Source organism: Nonomuraea sp. NPDC049758, from assembly GCF_040674635.1.
Classification (GTDB): Bacteria; Actinomycetota; Actinomycetes; order Streptosporangiales; family Streptosporangiaceae; genus Nonomuraea.
The window spans coordinates 354,771-368,875 of record NZ_JBFAMZ010000006.1; the positions used below are offsets into that span (position 1 = coordinate 354,771).

Consider the following 14,105-nt stretch of genomic DNA (forward strand, 5'->3'; position numbering starts at 1 on the left):
AGTAAGAATCAGTGACAGTCAAAATCAGTGACTAATTGGAGGGCCGCACGTGCGCAGGAGTCATCGCAAGCAGGACGAACCAGATCTCGGGGTCCTGGCGGGGCGCACGCTCTTCGCCCTGCAGCGCGACCTGTTCGCCAAGCTGGCCGAGCAGGGCCATCCGGGGCTGCGGCCGCGGCACGGCGCCGTGCTGGCCTACCTGGACGAGGAGGGCAGCAGGGCGACCGACTTGGCCGCGCAGTCGGGGCAGCACAAGCAGGTGATCGGCACGCTGGTGGACGAGCTGGTCGCGCTCGGCTACGTGGAGCGGCAGCCCGACCCGGCCGACCGGCGGGCCAAGCTGATCGTGCCGACGGACAAGGCGCTGGACCACATGACGAAGTCGGACGCGATCATCGCCGAGATGGAGGCCGCGCACGCACGGGCCGTGGGCGAGCAGGCGTACGCGGAGTTCAAGAGGGTCTTCAAGCTGGTCGCCGAGCGGCAGACGCTCGCGGCGGAGTGACGGCCGCTCAGGTCAGGCGCAACGACATGACGAGGTAGCGGAAGGCGGGCTGGGCGTCGCCCGGCACGTCCTGGATGAGGGCGGGCCTGGTCGGCGACTCCATGTTGATCCTGGCCAGCTCGCCCTCGATGCCGGTCAGGCCGTCGAGCAGGAACTGGGACTGGAAGGCGATCTGGATGTCGTCGCCGCGCAGCTCGCACGGCACCACCTCGGTGCCGCGCCCGATGTCGCCGCCGCCCGCCTGGATCAGCACCTGGCCCTGTGTGAACGACAGCCGGATCGCGGTGTTGCGCTCGGCGACCAGGGCCACCCGCTTGATCGCGTTGACGAACGGAGTGACCGCGACGTCGGCCCTGATCGACCAGTCGGAGGTCAGCCTGGCCCGGTAGTCGATGAACTGCTCGTCGAGCAGGCGCACGGTGGTGCTGCGGCCGACGCTCTCGAACCCGGCCACGCCGTCGCCCATCGCGACCGACACCTCGCCGCCGCGCAGCGACTTGGCCACCTCGACCAGCACCTTCGCCGGCACCATGGCCGAGACGGCGACGTCGGGTGCGGCCGGACGCCAGGTGAAGTCGCGGGCGGCGATGCGGTAGCGGTCGGTGGAGGCCATCGCCACGGACTCGCCCTCGATGTCGACCCGGATGCCGGTGAGCATCGGCAGCGTGTCGTCGCGGCTGGCGGCGGGCGCGACCTGGTTCACCGCGGAGGCGAACACGCCGCCGCCGATCGCGCCGATGCTCGGGGGCATCGTCGGCAGGGCCGGGAAGTCCTCGACCGGCATCGTGATCAGCCCGAACTCGGCGCTTCCGCAGGTGAGCACGGCCTCGGCGCCTTCGGTGACGATCTCGACGTCTTCGGCCGGCAGGCTGCGGCTGATCTCGGCGAGCAGGCGGCCGGGGATGAGCACGCTCCCGGACTCGACGATGTCGGCGTCGACCAGGGCGCGGGCGGAGACGTCGTAGTCGAAGGCGGACAGGCTCAGCTCGTCGCCCGCCTCCAGCAGCAACCCGGAGAGTACGGGCACCACCGGGCGGCTGGGCAGGACTCTGGCGGCCCATGCCACCGCATCTGCCAGTACATCGCGGTTAACCCGGATCTTCACGAGGATCCACCCTTTCGTCGCGCCGTGCCTCTATGAAAATAGCCGCTCCCACCGACAACTACGGCTCTGTCCGGGCACGGCTGGGCGCCCTGTGCACGATGGGCCTGGTGGGACCGGAAGGGCGTCAGGCGCGGCTGTTCAGGTAGGCGAGCACGGCGAGGACGCGGCGGTTGTCGTCGTCGGAGGGGGCCAGGCCGAGCTTGGCGAAGATGCCGGCCGTGTGCTTGGCGACGGCGCTCTCGCTGAGGAAGAGCCGCTGGGAGATCGCGGCGTTGGAGCGGCCCTCCGCCATGGCCTCCAGTACCTCGCGCTCGCGGGGCGTGAGCGCGGCCAGCGGCTCGTTCCTGGCGTTGCTGGCCAGCAGCTTGGCGATCACCTCGGGGTCCATCGCGGTGCCGCCCTCGGCCACCCTGCGCACGGCGTCGACGAACTGCTCCGCGTTGAACACCCGGTCCTTCAGCAGGTAGCCGATGCCGCCCGAGCCGTCGGCCAGCAGCTCGCGGGCGTAGAGCTGCTCGACGTGCTGCGACAGCACGAGGACGGGCAGCCCCGGAATCTGCGCGCGGGCGGCCAGCGCTGCCTGCAGGCCCTCGTCGGTGAACGTGGGCGGCAGCCGTACGTCGACGACCGAGACGTCGGGACGCAGCTCCAGCAGGCCCTTCAGCAGCTCCGGCCCGCTCTCGACGGCGGCGACGACCGTGAAGCCGTGCGCCTGAAGCAGATGGACCAGGCCGTCTCTGAGCAGGTAGAGGTCTTCGGCGACGAGCACCCGCTTCATCAGCAGGAGCCCAGACCGCCGACGCGGCCGAGTACGAGGCTTCTGTTGTGGACGAGCCGGATGCGCATGGCCGCAATGTACATGAGCGTGCCGAGGGCGATGTTGGCCACGATCACCGGCCACTGCAGGGGCTCTGGCAGGTAGAGGGCCAGGAACCAGCTCCGCTCGTCGATGTGGAACGCCTTGAAGACGGCCGTGACGAGACCCTGGGGGAAGATCGGGCACCAGGCCGTGCCGTACAGGACGGCGATCGTGGCGGCCTTCCTGGGCGGCAGCTTCGCCTGGTCGGCCTGCTCGGGCAGGACGTGCGGGATGTCCAGGGTGACGGTGGTGGGACCGCCGGGCGGGCTGTGCAGGGCCAGCACGCCGTCGAAGGCGGCCAGGCGGCGTTCGATGCCGGTCAGGCCGCTGCCCTTGGCCGGGTCGGCGCCGCCCATGCCGTCGTCGCTGACGGTGACGCGCAGGGCCGCGCCGCTGACGCTGATGTCGATGGCCACCGACTCGGCGCCGCTGTGCCGGGCGGCGTTGGCGAGCAGTTCGCTGATCGCGAAGTAGGCGGCCGCCTCCACCGGGGGTTCCAGGCGGTGGGGCAGCTCGACGTCCACCTTGACGCGCAGCGGGCTGTCCATGGCCAGGGCGCGTACGGCGTCGGCGAGGCCGCGTTCGGCCAGCACCGGCGGGTGGATGCCGCGGATGACGGTACGCAGCTCGGTCAGGGTTTCGGCGGAGGCGTCCCTGGTCTTGGCCAGCAGGGCCTTGGCGGCGGCCGGGTTGTCGTCGATGAGCTGCTCGACCGCGCCCAGCGTCATGCCGATGGCCACCAGGCGGGCCTGGGTGCCGTCGTGCAGGTCGCGTTCGATCCTGCGCATCTCGGCGGCCTGGGAGTCGGCGGCGAGGTTGCGCACCTGCCGCAGATGGGTGATCTGGACGGCCAGGCGGCTGGCGGAGGTGGCGCCGAGCAGCAGGCGGACGGTGTGGGCGTACAGACGCAGGCCGCGCGCCGGGAGCAGGACGAACAGCGGCAGCAGGCCGATCTTGACGATCGGGTCGAGCGTCAGCCAGAGCGTGTCGCGCCAGGTCGCCGGGTCGGTGAGCAGCCACTTGAACCGGTCGTTCCAGGCCGGCATGCGCGGCGACTTGTACAGCGTGCGGTCGACGCGGTAGAGGCCGTCGGCCATGGGGACCGGTGGCGGCGGCTCGGGCAGGTAGGGCGCCTCGATCTCGACGCCGGTCCACGCGCGCAGCAGGCGCCGGTGCTGCTCGGCCGCCCGCCTGACCAGCCTGGCCTGCCACGGGAAGAAGAAGACCATCCCCAGCGCGAACGACAGCATGATCATGGCGCCGGCCAAGGGGATCAGCGCCACCTCGACCAGCAGCAGCGCGAACAAGACCGCGACCTGCCCGAACCGTTGAAGCATGCCCCCAGTCTGCGCCACCATCGCCGCCGGGGACATTGCACCTAGATACACCCTTGCTCGGCATCTACCCAGATTCCCCGGAAAACCCGCAGCTCCTAGCGTCGATGCCATGAAGGTGATCGAAGTGCGGAACCTGCGCAAGCAGTATCCGAACCACCTCGCGGTGGACGACGTGTCTTTCGAGGTGGCCGAGGGCGAGATCTTCGGCATCCTCGGCCCCAACGGCGCCGGCAAGACCACGACCGTGGAGTGCGTGGCGGGCATGCGCCCGGCGGACGGCGGCACCGTACGCGTGGCGGGCCTGGACCCGCGGCGCGACCGGGACGAGCTGCGCCAGGTGCTCGGCATGCAGCTGCAGAGCGCCGCGCTGCCGGAGAAGATCAAGGTGTGGGAGGCCCTGGACCTGTACGCCTCCTTCTACCCCGACCCGGCCGACTGGCGGGAACTGCTCGACCACGTCGGTCTGGCGCACAAGCGGGACGCCGCCTTCAAGAGCCTCTCCGGCGGCCAGCGGCAGCGGCTGTCGGTCGCGCTGGCGCTGGTGGGCCGGCCGCGGGTGGCGGTGCTCGACGAGCTGACCACCGGCCTCGACCCGCAGGCCCGCAGGGACACCTGGGAGCTGATCGAGCAGGTGCGTGACTCGGGCGTGACGATCGTGCTGGTCACCCACTTCATGGAGGAGGCCGAGCGGCTCTGCGACCGGCTCGCGCTCATCGACGCGGGCAAGGTGGTGGCCACCGACACGCCCGCGGGGCTGATCGCCCAGGTGGAGGCCGAGCAGCACGTACGGTTCCGCCCCTCCGGCCCGCTGGACGACGCCGTGCTGCTGGCGCTGCCCGAGGTGCGCGAGGTCGTCCGGCACGGCGGGCAGGTCTCGGTGTCCGGCACCGGCAACCTCGCCCACGTGGTCACGCTGGCCCTGGCGCAGCACCAGATCATCCCCGCCGACCTGCGCATCGAGCAGGCGACCCTGGACGACGCGTTCCTCGCGCTCACCGGAAGGAAGCTGTCATGACGAAGATCCTGCTCGTGGAGGCCAAGCTGCACCTGCGCGACTGGCCGTTCATGATCTTCACCATCGGGTTGCCGGTCGGCCTGCTGCTGGTGCTGGGGCTCAGCGTGCCGGACATGACCAAGCCCGACGCCTCCGGGCTGCGGTCGGTGGACGCGCACATGCCGGCCATGATGACCCTGCTCGCGCTGCTGACGCTGGCCTGCAGCGTGCTGCCCACCGTGCTGGCCGGTTACCGGGAGCAGGGCGTGCTCAGGCGCATGTCCACCACGCCGGTGCATCCAGGACGGCTGCTGACCGTCCAGCTCCTGATCAACCTGACCGTCGGGGCCGTGTCCACGGTCGTGCTGATCGTGGCCGGGATGGCGGCGTTCGGGACGTCGGCGCCCAGGCAGTGGCTCGGGTTCGTGCTGGTCTTCCTGCTCGGCACCGCCGCGCTGATGGCCATCGGCCTGGTGATCGCGGCGCTGGCGCCCAACGGGAAGGCGGCCTCGGGGATCGGGTCGGCGGTGATGTTCCCGCTCATGTTCGTCGGCGGCATGTGGCTGCCGCGCGAGATGATGCCGGACGCCCTGCGCAAGGTCAGCGACTTCTCCGTGGCCGGGCCGTTCGCCCAGGCGCTCAAGGACACCTGGGCGGGACAGAGCCCCCAGCTCCTGCACCTGGTGGTGATGGCCGCGGGGCTGGCGGTGTTCGGGGGCCTGGCCGTGCGGCTGTTCCGGTGGGAGTAGGGACGTCAGCGGCGGGCCCAGACCGGGCGGGCGCCGGTGACGTTGGTCATCAGGGAGTAGAGCGACGACGAGGAGGCGATGAACAGCCGATTCCTCTTCAGCCCGCCGAACACCAGGTTCGCCGTGAACTCCGGAAGCCTGAGCCGGCCGATCAGGGTGCCGTCGGGGTCGTGGCAGAGCAGCGCCTTGCCCGCCGCGGCCCAGACGCGGCCGGTGTCGTCGAGGCGCATGCCGTCGAAGTTGTCGGCCTGGGTGCCCTCGGCGAAGACCCGGCCGCCCGACAGCGTGCCGTCCTCGCGCACCTCGAAGACGCGCAGGTGCCTGGCCCTGGTGTCGGCGACGTACAGGAGCTTCTCGTCGAGGGAGAAGGCCAGGCCGTTGGGGCGGACGAAGTCGTCGGCCACCACGCGCACCTCGCCGGTCACCGGGTCGGCGCGGTAGACGTGGCAGCCGTCGATCTCCTGCTCGGCCACGACGCCCTCGTAGTTGCTGGTGATGCCGTACGGGGGGTCGGTGAACCAGACCGAGCCGTCGGAGCGCACGACCGCGTCGTTGGGGCTGTTGAGGCGCTTGCCCTGCCAGCGGTCGGCGATGACGGTGATCGAGCCGTCGGGCTCGGTGCGGGTGACGCGGCGGTTGCCCTGCTCGCACGAGATCAACCGGCCCTCGCGGTCGAGGGTGTTGCCGTTGGTGTAGCCGGACGGCTGCCGGAACGGGCCGACGGCGCCGGTCATCTCGTCCCAGCGCAGCATGCGCTCGTTGGGGATGTCGCTCCAGACCAGGAAGCGGCCGGCCGGGAAGTAGACAGGGCCCTCGGCCCAGCGGGTGCCGGTGTGGAGGCGTTCGATCCGGTCGTCGCCGCCGATCGCGGCGAAACGCTCGTCCAGAACCTCGAACTCGGTGGGGATCGTGTCCATGGCGGCCACCATACGGCATTCGACCATCAGCACATTTCACCGGATACCATTCGGTCATGGATGAGATCGACAGGACACTGATCGGCCTGCTGCTGGAGGACGCGACGCAGTCGTACGCCGCGCTCGGCAAGGCGGTGGGGCTGTCCAGCGGGGCCGCGCACGAACGCGTACGCAAGCTGCGCGAGCGCGGCGTGATCAGGCGCACCACGATCGAGGTGGACCAGGACGCCCTCGGCCGCACGGTGACCGCCTACGTGCTGGTGGACGGCGCGAGCTGGATGGGCGACAGCGCCGGCCTGCTGGCGCGGATCCCCGCCGTCGAGGAGGCCCACGTCATCGCCGGGCCCGCGTCGCTGCTGCTCAAGGTGCGCACGTCCAGCACCAAGGAGCTCCAGGACGTCCTGCGCCAGATCTTCGAGGTGGACGGCGTGACCGGCACCCAGACCGTCGTCGTGCTGGAGACGTTCTTCGAACGAACCCTCAAGTAAGCTTCAGGTATGGTCGCCTGGAACAGCAGAGAACTGACGGTCGGACAACTCGCCGAGCGCAGTGGCGTGGCCGTCTCCGCGCTGCACTTCTACGAGACCAAGGGGCTCATCGCCAGCCGCCGCACGGCCGGCAACCAGCGTCGCTACCACCGCGACACGCTGCGCAGAGTCGCCTTCATCCGCCTCTCCCAACGCCTCGGCATCCCCCTCGCGACCATCAAGGACGCGCTCTCCGAGCTGCCCGACGGGCGCACCCCCAACCGGGAGGACTGGGCCAGGCTGTCGGCCGCCTGGCGCGGCGAGCTCGACGACCGCATCGAACAACTTCAGCGGCTGCGCGACGACCTGACCGACTGCATCGGCTGCGGCTGCCTGTCACTCGACCGGTGCCCGGTGGCCAACCCCCGCGACCGGCTCGGCGAGGAGGGACCGGGCGCCCGTCGCATGGACACCCGGCTGTCCCCGCCCAAGGTCTGCTGCGTCACGCCTTCGGCTGCGCAACCGGCGGAACGATGAGCGTCGGCCGGTGGGCGTGGTGCAGCACATGGTTGGACACGCTGCCGAGCAGCACCGACCTGACCCCCGCCAGGCCACGCGAACCGGTCACGATGAGCGAGGCGTCCAGCTCGTCGGCCACGTCGACGATCGTCTTCCAGATCGACTCGTTGTCGGCGACCGCGCGGTAGCTCACCTCGGGCAGCCCGGCGGCGGTGGCCAGCTCGGCGCCTTCCTTGGCGTAGTACTCGGCCTGGGCCTGCCCCTCGGTCTCGGTCTCGGGAGAGATCGCCCCCGCCGCCAGCGGGTACTTCCTGAGCTGCACGAGCAGCGGCTCCCACACGGTGACGACGACGGTCGGCTGGGCGGCCAGATGCTTGGCGGCGAACTCGATGGCGCTGCGCGAGTCGGCCGAGCCGTCGTAGGCGATCAGGATGGTCATGGCGTTCTCCCCTTTTCTTCAGTCATCGGGTAAAGCGCCCCGATGATCGATCGCCATCCCTTCCGCGCTGTCTGGTTTGTCACACCTTGACCGGGCTTTCACATTAGTGCTGGGCCATGTCCACGAAACGGCTGTAGTGACCCTGGAAGGCCACGGTCACCGTGGCGGTGGGGCCGTTACGGTGCTTGGCCACGATCAGGTCGGCCTCACCGGCCCGGGGGGACTCCCGCTCGTAGGCGTCCTCGCGATGCAACAGGATGACCATGTCGGCGTCCTGTTCGATGGATCCCGATTCGCGAAGGTCGCTGACCGCCGGGCGCTTGTCCGTACGCTGCTCGGGACCTCGGTTGAGCTGGGAGATCGCGATGACCGGGACCTCCAGCTCCTTGGCCAGCAGCTTGATCGCACGGGAGATCTCCGAGACCTCGTTCTGACGGCTCTCGGTCTTCTTCGGCGAGCTCATGAGCTGGAGGTAGTCGATGACCACGAACCGCAGGTCGTTGCGCTGCTTGAGGCGCCGGCACTTGGCCCGGATCTCCATCATCGACATGTTGGGCGAGTCGTCGATGAACAGCGGCGCCTCGGCCACCTCGCTCATCCTGCGCGCCAGGCGCGTCCAGTCGTCGTCGCCCATCATGCCCGAGCGCATCGCGTGCAGGGCGACCCTGGCCTCGGCGGACAGCAGACGCATGGTGATCTCGTTACGGGACATCTCCAGCGAGAAGATGACGGTGGTCATTCCATGCTTAATCGCCGCAGAACGTGCGAAATCTAGACCAAGGGTGCTTTTGCCGATGGCCGGGCGGGCGGCCACGACGATCATCTGGCCTGGGTGGAGGCCGTTGGTGAGCTGGTCGAGGTCCTGGAAGCCGGTCGGGACGCCGACCATCTGGCCGCCGCGGCTGCCGATGGCCTCCAGTTCGTCGAGGGCGCCCGGCATGATGTCGGCCAGCGGCGCGTAGTCCTCCGACGTGCGGCGCTCGGTGACCTTGTAGATCTCCGCCTGGGCGCGGTCGACGAGGTCGTCGACCTCCTCGTTCTGGCCGCCGTAGCCGAAGGAGACGATGCGGGTGCCAGCCTCGATGAGGCGACGCAGGATCGCCTGCTCGCGCACGATCTTGGCGTAGTAGCCGGCGTTGGCTGCCGTGGGGACGACCGCCGTGAGCGTGTGGAGGTAGGCGGCGCCGCCCACCCGGGCCATCTCGCCGCGTTTCTGCAGCTCGTCGAAGACGGTGACGGCGTCGGCGGGCTCGCCGCGGCCGTAGAGGTCGGTGATGACGTCGTAGACCATCTGGTGGGCGGGCCGGTAGAAGTCGTCGGACCGGAGGATCTCGACGACGTCGGCGATGGCGTCCTTCGACAGCAGCATGCCGCCGAGCACCGACTGCTCGGCCTCGATGTTGTGCGGCGGGGTGCGCTCGAAACCGGGGCCTCCGCCGCCCTCTTCGTCAATGCTCACCGCGCCCCCTCGAACAACCTCGCAGGCGGTCGCACCACCCCCACTTGTAGCCGACCGGTGTGACAGTTTCGCTGGTTCGGCGCGTGAGGGCAACGCGGCCTGTGGACAACGCTGTGGGTGAGCTGTGCACTATCGCGCCCAGGGTGTGAAAGCTCTGTGGACGAGCCTGGGGATAACTCTTTCGGATATGCACCGATCATCGTCTGACCTGGGCAAACAGTGTCCACCGACTGTGGAGGAAAGAAAGTTGGCCCGACACGCCGTGTAATGGCCATAATAGACAAATGCCCATTACACTCCGGGACCGGGAGATTCTGCGGCTCGCGCTGCCCGCGTTCGGCGCGCTGGTCGCCGAGCCGCTCTTCCTGCTCGCCGACTACGCCATCGTCGGCCACGGCCTCGGCACCACGGCCGTGGGGGCGCTGGGCGTGGCGGGGGCGGTCCTGGCGACGCTGGTGAACCTCTGCGTCTTCCTGGCGTACGGCACGACGGCGTCCGTGGCGCGGCAGAGCGGCGCCGGCAACCACGGCCGGGCCATGCGCAACGGCGTGGACGGCATCTGGCTGGCCCTGGCCATCGGCGTCGCGCTCATCGCCCTGGGGTGGCCGCTCGCGCCGGCCATGGTGGACCTGTTCGGCGCCGGTCCCGACCAGGCCGCGCTGGCCGTGACGTACCTGCGGATCAGCCTGCTCGGCGCGCCCGGCATGCTGGTCGTGCTGGCCGGCACCGGGGTACTGCGCGGCCTGCAGGACACCGTCACGCCGCTGGTGGTGGCCGTGGGCTCGTTCGCGCTGAACGCGGCGCTGAACGCCTGGTTCGTGCTCGGGCTGCATTGGGGCATCGCCGGGTCCGCCTGGGGCACCACGCTGGCCCAGACGCTGGGCGCGGCCGTCTACCTGGTCGTGGTGGTCCGGGGCGCGCGACGGCTCGGCACGCCGCTCATGCCTGACCTGGCGGGCGTCCGGCAGGCCGGTACGGCCGGTTTCGCCCTGCTCATCCGTACGGTGTGCCTGCGGATCGTGCTCATCGTGGGCACGGTGGTCGCCACCAGGATGGGCCAGGCCGAACTGGCCGCGTACGCCATCGCCGGCCAGGTGTGGAACCTGATGGCCTTCGCCCTGGACGCGATCGCGATCGCCGGCCAGGCCATCACCGGACGCTCGCTGGGCGCCGGTGACACGGTCGCCACCAGGGCCGCGACCAGGCGGATGATGCAGTGGGGCCTGTGGTCGGGCCTGGCGCTGGGCGTGGTGGTCGTGGCGGCCAGGCCGCTGCTGCCCGGCCTGTTCGGCGCCGACCCGGCCGTGACCGGCGAGCTGCTGGCCGTGTTGTGGCCGGTCGCGCTGTTCCAGCCGATCTGCGGGGTGGTGTTCGTGCTCGACGGCGTGCTCATCGGCGCGGGCGACCAGCGCTACCTGGCCTGGGCCGGGGTGTGGACGACGCTGGCGTACCTGCCGGCGGCGTTCCTGGCCGCCGGGTTCGGCGTGGTCGCGCTCTGGTGCGCGCTCGGGGTGTGGATGATCGCCCGATTGATCACCCTCGGGCGGCGCGCGGCCGGCACGGCCTGGCTGGTGACCGGCGCGTAGCCGATCCGACCAGCCGCGTCACCGCTTCGGACGCCCGGACGCCGGGTCACCGTAATCGTCCTGTGCTTGCCGTTGTCCAAGTGGTGAGACAGAGTGGGCGAGTTCCCTGAGCGGGGTGTTCCGTGTCCACGATTCTTCGACGACTGCCACCGTCAGAGGCGACCGGGTTACGCACCGGCGCCCGGCACAGCCTGTCCGAGGTCTACCGCCCGGCCGACCTCGTCGTTCTCGGTCTCGGTGTGATCATCGGCGCCGGCATCTTCAGCATCGCCGGCGAGCAGGCCCACACCATGGCCGGTCCCGGCGTGATCCTCTCGTTCATGATCGCCGGTATCGCGTGCCTGCTCGCCTGCCTGTGCTACGCCGAACTGTCGTCCACGATGCCGACGTCGGGCAGCGCCTACACCTTCACGTACGTCATCTTCGGCGAGGTCTGGGCCTGGATCATCGGCTGGGCGCTGATCCTGGAGCTGCAGTTCGCCGCCGCGGTGGTGGCCAGGGCGTGGGCGTCCATCGCGGTCAAGGCGGTCGCCGACTTCGGCGTACGGGTGCCGCAGGGCGTGGGCGACGTGCTCGTCCTGGCCATCCTGGTGCTGCTCACGGGCATCGTGGCCCTCGGCGCGCGGGTGGGGCTCCGGGCACTGTGGATCATGGTGTCGGCCAAGCTGCTGGCCATCGGGGCGGTCATCGTCGTGGGCCTGACCCACATCGACGTGGCCAACTACGGCGACTTCTACGTCCAGCCCAAGGCCCTGCCCGTCCGCCCGCAGACCGTCATCGAGCTCTTCGCCGGGCACGGCATGGCCTTCGGCTGGTTCGGCGTCTTCGCCGCGGCCTCGGCGATCGCGTTCGCCTACATCGGCTTCGACATCGTCGCGACCTCGGCCGAGGAGAGCGTCAACGCGCCGAAGTCCGTGCCCAAGGGCATGATCCGCAGCCTGGTGATCGCCACGGTCATCTATCTGGCGGTCGCGCTGGTCATGGTGGGCATGGTGTCGTACACGAAGATCAGCGGCGACGCGCCGCTGTCCAGCGCGTTCCGGGCCGTGGGCGTGGACTGGATGGTGCACGTCATCGACGCGGGGGCGGTGCTCGGGCTGACCACCGTGATCCTGGTGCTGATCGTGGGTCAGACGCGGGTGCTGTTCTCGATGGCCCGCGACGGGCTGATCCCGCGCGGCCTGGCCACGGTCAGCCGCAAGTACCACACCCCGTCGCGGGTGACGCTGGTGATCGGGTTCATCGCGATCGTGCTGGCCGAGTTCGTCCCGGTGCTCACCATGCAGGAACTGGTCGTCATCGGGACGCTGTTCGCGTTCCTGTTCGTGGCGGCGGGCGTGATCGTGATGCGGCGGCGCATGCCGCACCTGGAACGCGGCTTCCGCGTGCCGCTCTCGCCGCTGCTGCCCGCGCTGTCGCTGGTCGCCACGCTGTGGCTGATGCTCAACCTGCGCCTGCTCACCTGGGCGTGGTTCGTCCTGTGGATGGCCTTCGGCCTGCTGGTCTACCTTCTGTACGGCCGCCGCAACAGCCTGCTCGCCACCCCGCGGGATGCCCCGGCCGAACCCGGCCGGGGCCGCCACCGCCGCTAGAGGCGTCCGGATTCGAGCACGCTGCGCAGGAACTCCCTGGTCCGCGGCTGCTCCGGCGCGGCGAAGATCTTCTCCGGCGGGCCCTTCTCCACCAGCACCCCGCCGTCGAGAAAGCACACGGTGTCGGAGATGTCGCGGCAGAAGCTCATCTCGTGGGTCGTGAGGATCATCGTCATGCCCGACTCCTTGAGCTCCCTGACGATCCCCAGCACCTCCACCACCAGCTGGGGGTCGAGCGCCGAGGTGACCTCGTCGAGCAGCATCAGCCTGGGCTGCATGGCCAGCGCCCGGATGACCGCCACCCGCTGCTGCTGCCCGCCCGAGAGCTGGTCGGGGTACGCGCCGGCCTTGGCCGCCAGCCCGAACCTGGCCAGCAGCTCGTGCGCCTGCTCCTCGGCCTGTTCCTTGGACGTCCTGAGCACCCGCCGGGGCGCGAGCGTGATGTTGTCGAGCACGCTCATGTGCGGGAACAGGTTGAACGCCTGGAAGACGATGCCGAGCCGCTTGCGCACGTCGTCGACGTCCACGCGGGGGTCGGTGATCTCCTGGCCGTCGAGGTGGATGGCGCCGTCGTCGACGGTCTCCAGCAGGTTCACGCAGCGCAGGAGGGTGGACTTGCCCGACCCGGACGCGCCGATCAGGCTGACGACCTCGTGCGGCTGCACCTCGAGGTCGATCCCGCGCAGCACGCTGTGGCCGTGGAAGTTCTTCCACACCCCTTCGATGGTCAGCAGGCTCATGCGCCACGCCTCCTGCGCGTACGGGCGGCCAGATGGTCGGTGAACCTGGCCATCGGGATCGTGAGCAGGATGAACACCAGCGAGGCGACCAGGTAGGGGGTGTAGTTGAACTTGCTGGTGGCGATGATCTGAGCCTGCCTGAGCGCCTCCAGCGGCCCGATGGTGGCCACCAGCGCGGTGTCCTTCTGCAGCGAGACGAAGTCGTTGAGCAGCGGCGGCACGACGCGGCGGGTGGCCTGCGGAAGTACCACGAACCGCATGGCCTTGAAGTGGCTCAGGCCCAGCGAGCGGGCGGCGGCGATCTGGCTCGGGTGCACCGACTCGATGCCGGAGCGGAACACCTCGGCCACGTACGCGCCGTACGACAGCGTCAGCGCGATCACGCCCAGCGTCGCCAGGTCGGTCGGGATGCCCTGCAACCGCAGCGCGGGCAGCCCGAACCCGACGAGGTAGATGACCAGGATCGTCGGCACGCCGCGGAAGACGTCGGTGTAGAGCGTGGCCAGGGCCCTGATCGGGAAGAACGCGGGCGCGGTGATGCCCCTGGCCAGCGCCACCAGCAGCCCGACGATCAGGATCAGCGGCTCGGCGATCAGGAACATCTTGATGTTGAGCAGGAACCCTTCCAGCACCTTGGGCAGCGCGGCGACGAACCATTCGGGCGCGAAGAACGCCTCCTGGACCCGGGGCCAGCCGGGCGAGTTCGTGACCAGGACGACGACCAGGACGATGAACACGATCGTCGAGGCCGTCGCGATCGAGGCCGAGCGGCGCGCCCGCGACCTGCGGACGCGCTCGCGCTCAAGCTGACGTTGCGAGGGGACGTGCTCGCTCACG

General features: G+C 70.0%; 15 protein-coding genes. 7 read left to right on the forward strand and 8 right to left on the reverse strand.

Annotation, left to right across the window (positions count from 1 at the left end; translation table 11 throughout):
• The first annotated feature begins 49 nt into the window (after positions 1-49).
• Positions 50-505, forward strand: a complete 456-nt coding sequence (locus tag AB0J46_RS18595; RefSeq protein ID WP_364332999.1) for a helix-turn-helix domain-containing protein — start codon at positions 50-52, stop codon at positions 503-505.
• A gap of 7 nt (positions 506-512) precedes the next feature.
• Here AB0J46_RS18595 and dnaN read toward each other — a convergent pair whose 3' ends face one another.
• From dnaN to AB0J46_RS18610, 3 genes are all read right to left on the reverse strand, one after another.
• Positions 513-1,610, reverse strand: a complete 1,098-nt coding sequence (gene dnaN, locus AB0J46_RS18600; protein ID WP_364333002.1) for a DNA polymerase III subunit beta — start codon at positions 1,608-1,610, stop codon at positions 513-515.
• 124 nt (positions 1,611-1,734) lie between these two features.
• Positions 1,735-2,388, reverse strand: a complete 654-nt coding sequence (locus tag AB0J46_RS18605; RefSeq protein WP_352362228.1) for a response regulator transcription factor — start codon at positions 2,386-2,388, stop codon at positions 1,735-1,737.
• Positions 2,388-3,806, reverse strand: coding sequence for a histidine kinase (locus AB0J46_RS18610; protein ID WP_364333005.1), 1,419 nt, complete (start codon positions 3,804-3,806; stop codon positions 2,388-2,390). The genes AB0J46_RS18605 and AB0J46_RS18610 overlap by 1 nt, the downstream gene beginning before the upstream one ends.
• A gap of 109 nt (positions 3,807-3,915) precedes the next feature.
• Between AB0J46_RS18610 and AB0J46_RS18615 the strand changes: the two genes are divergently transcribed.
• Complete coding sequence (locus tag AB0J46_RS18615; protein WP_364333008.1) at positions 3,916-4,821, forward strand: ABC transporter ATP-binding protein; 906 nt, start codon at positions 3,916-3,918, stop codon at positions 4,819-4,821.
• A complete protein-coding gene (locus AB0J46_RS18620; protein WP_352318465.1) occupies positions 4,818-5,549 on the forward strand; it encodes an ABC transporter permease in 732 nt (243 codons plus the stop codon). Before AB0J46_RS18615 ends, AB0J46_RS18620 begins: the two co-directional genes overlap by 4 nt.
• 5 nt (positions 5,550-5,554) lie before the next feature.
• Here the strand turns inward: AB0J46_RS18620 and AB0J46_RS18625 are convergent, their stop codons facing one another.
• Complete coding sequence (locus AB0J46_RS18625; RefSeq protein WP_364333011.1) at positions 5,555-6,466, reverse strand: SMP-30/gluconolactonase/LRE family protein; 912 nt, start codon at positions 6,464-6,466, stop codon at positions 5,555-5,557.
• A gap of 56 nt (positions 6,467-6,522) precedes the next feature.
• Here AB0J46_RS18625 and AB0J46_RS18630 point away from each other — a divergent pair, with 56 nt between their 5' ends.
• Together AB0J46_RS18630 and soxR are read left to right on the forward strand one after the other, a co-directional pair.
• The gene (locus tag AB0J46_RS18630; protein WP_352362236.1) at positions 6,523-6,954 is read left to right on the forward strand and encodes an Lrp/AsnC family transcriptional regulator; all 432 of its coding nucleotides are present in this window, start codon (positions 6,523-6,525) and stop codon (positions 6,952-6,954) included.
• Between the two features lie 9 nt (positions 6,955-6,963).
• Entirely contained in the window at positions 6,964-7,470 is a 507-nt protein-coding gene (soxR, locus tag AB0J46_RS18635; protein WP_352362238.1) for a redox-sensitive transcriptional activator SoxR, read from the forward strand.
• Here soxR and AB0J46_RS18640 read toward each other — a convergent pair.
• Entirely contained in the window at positions 7,436-7,891 is a 456-nt protein-coding gene (locus AB0J46_RS18640) for a universal stress protein (protein WP_364333016.1), read from the reverse strand. The genes soxR and AB0J46_RS18640 overlap by 35 nt on opposite strands.
• 103 nt (positions 7,892-7,994) lie before the next feature.
• Positions 7,995-9,350, reverse strand: coding sequence for a replicative DNA helicase (gene dnaB, locus AB0J46_RS18645; RefSeq protein ID WP_357973961.1), 1,356 nt, complete (start codon positions 9,348-9,350; stop codon positions 7,995-7,997).
• 284 nt (positions 9,351-9,634) lie between these two features.
• Here dnaB and AB0J46_RS18650 point away from each other — a divergent pair, with 284 nt between their 5' ends.
• Together AB0J46_RS18650 and AB0J46_RS18655 are read left to right on the forward strand one after the other, a co-directional pair.
• Positions 9,635-10,936: an MATE family efflux transporter gene (locus tag AB0J46_RS18650; RefSeq protein WP_364333019.1), complete on the forward strand. Its 1,302-nt coding sequence runs from the start codon at positions 9,635-9,637 to the stop codon at positions 10,934-10,936.
• 122 nt (positions 10,937-11,058) lie between these two features.
• Complete coding sequence (locus tag AB0J46_RS18655; protein ID WP_364333022.1) at positions 11,059-12,528, forward strand: amino acid permease; 1,470 nt, start codon at positions 11,059-11,061, stop codon at positions 12,526-12,528.
• On the opposite strand, the gene AB0J46_RS18660 is transcribed toward AB0J46_RS18655, so the two are convergent.
• Both AB0J46_RS18660 and AB0J46_RS18665 read right to left on the reverse strand, forming a co-directional pair.
• Positions 12,525-13,268, reverse strand: a complete 744-nt coding sequence (locus tag AB0J46_RS18660; protein ID WP_364333025.1) for an amino acid ABC transporter ATP-binding protein — start codon at positions 13,266-13,268, stop codon at positions 12,525-12,527. The genes AB0J46_RS18655 and AB0J46_RS18660 overlap by 4 nt on opposite strands.
• Entirely contained in the window at positions 13,265-14,104 is an 840-nt protein-coding gene (locus tag AB0J46_RS18665; protein ID WP_364333028.1) for an amino acid ABC transporter permease, read from the reverse strand. Before AB0J46_RS18665 ends, AB0J46_RS18660 begins: the two co-directional genes overlap by 4 nt.
• Position 14,105: the final 1 nt, after the last annotated feature.

Bases quoted from the DNA above. Each gene is read 5' to 3' on its own strand.
- AB0J46_RS18605 (WP_352362228.1), bottom strand. From the start codon at position 2,388: ATGAAGCGGGTGCTCGTCGCCGAAGACCTCTACCTGCTCAGAGACGGC.
- AB0J46_RS18610 (WP_364333005.1), bottom strand. From the start codon at position 3,806: ATGCTTCAACGGTTCGGGCAGGTCGCGGTCTTGTTCGCGCTGCTGCTG.
- AB0J46_RS18615 (WP_364333008.1), top strand. From the start codon at position 3,916: ATGAAGGTGATCGAAGTGCGGAACCTGCGCAAGCAGTATCCGAACCAC.
- AB0J46_RS18620 (WP_352318465.1), top strand. From the start codon at position 4,818: ATGACGAAGATCCTGCTCGTGGAGGCCAAGCTGCACCTGCGCGACTGG.
- AB0J46_RS18625 (WP_364333011.1), bottom strand. From the start codon at position 6,466: ATGGACACGATCCCCACCGAGTTCGAGGTTCTGGACGAGCGTTTCGCC.
- AB0J46_RS18630 (WP_352362236.1), top strand. From the start codon at position 6,523: ATGGATGAGATCGACAGGACACTGATCGGCCTGCTGCTGGAGGACGCG.
- soxR (WP_352362238.1), top strand. From the start codon at position 6,964: ATGGTCGCCTGGAACAGCAGAGAACTGACGGTCGGACAACTCGCCGAG.
- AB0J46_RS18640 (WP_364333016.1), bottom strand. From the start codon at position 7,891: ATGACCATCCTGATCGCCTACGACGGCTCGGCCGACTCGCGCAGCGCC.
- AB0J46_RS18650 (WP_364333019.1), top strand. From the start codon at position 9,635: ATGCCCATTACACTCCGGGACCGGGAGATTCTGCGGCTCGCGCTGCCC.
- AB0J46_RS18660 (WP_364333025.1), bottom strand. From the start codon at position 13,268: ATGAGCCTGCTGACCATCGAAGGGGTGTGGAAGAACTTCCACGGCCAC.